The organism is Parendozoicomonas verongulae, from assembly GCF_009711465.1.
GTDB lineage: Bacteria > Pseudomonadota > Gammaproteobacteria > Pseudomonadales > Endozoicomonadaceae > Sansalvadorimonas > Sansalvadorimonas verongulae.
In genome coordinates, this window is the sequence record NZ_SMME01000648.1 from 1,648 (window position 1) to 2,337 (window position 690).

The window sequence follows — 690 nt, forward strand, 5'->3', positions numbered from 1 at the left end:
ACCACCTTCGATTCAGCCAACCTGCTTAATACTCACCGTCGGAGCAGCAGTGATGTGCGGTGCAAGGGAAAGCAGAACACCACCTGCTCCTGCGGCATCACCTTCGATACGGTCAAACAGCTTTACTCTCACCGCCGAGGCCGCAGCGGCGCCCAGTGCAAAGGGAATGGCTCGAAAGGAAAAGAGAGGAATTTAAAAAGAACAGCTATGGCTTCAACAGTTCAGACTTGGGAAGATGTTGATATTGAACAACCCCTCCCCTGGAGCTGTCCGGATCCATAATTTTACCGTGTTTGAAAATTGCCCCGGCCTTACTCATCGACTAGCCTTTCGTGGCCTGGGTTGAATCAGAGATTATGCTCGTTGCAAAGGCTGGCAAGTGCCTCATATCTTTGGCTTATCTTGACCGTTGCTCCCGCTATTGTTGTTGATGCGGGTACGGATAAGCAGGTGAGCAGTTGCACCCTTGTTTTGCCATCAGGGGAGGCCGGTATCATCTCAACAGGCCGTATCCGCACGTCATCGCCCACCGTTCAGCCTTTGGACGACACATTTTGTGTATCGGGTCCAGAAAATAGCCTGGTCTGCCGTGGGGTAGGGAGTCCATCCAGAATCAGGCTATCACGCCAGGACAAGGAAACCCTTGGGCTGAGAGCTGAGGCGACGGATGACGTGATAATAACAGGTGAA

2 protein-coding genes are annotated in these 690 nt (G+C 52.5%); both read left to right on the top strand.

The genetic code is table 11. The annotated features are described in order from the left end of the window. Positions 1-282 (top strand): hypothetical protein (locus E1189_RS24950; RefSeq protein ID WP_230460038.1); only part of this gene is annotated, 282 nt, incomplete at its 5' end. 120 nt (positions 283-402) lie between these two features. Continuing rightward, positions 403-690 (top strand): hypothetical protein (locus E1189_RS24955; RefSeq protein WP_230460039.1); only part of this gene is annotated, 288 nt, incomplete at its 3' end.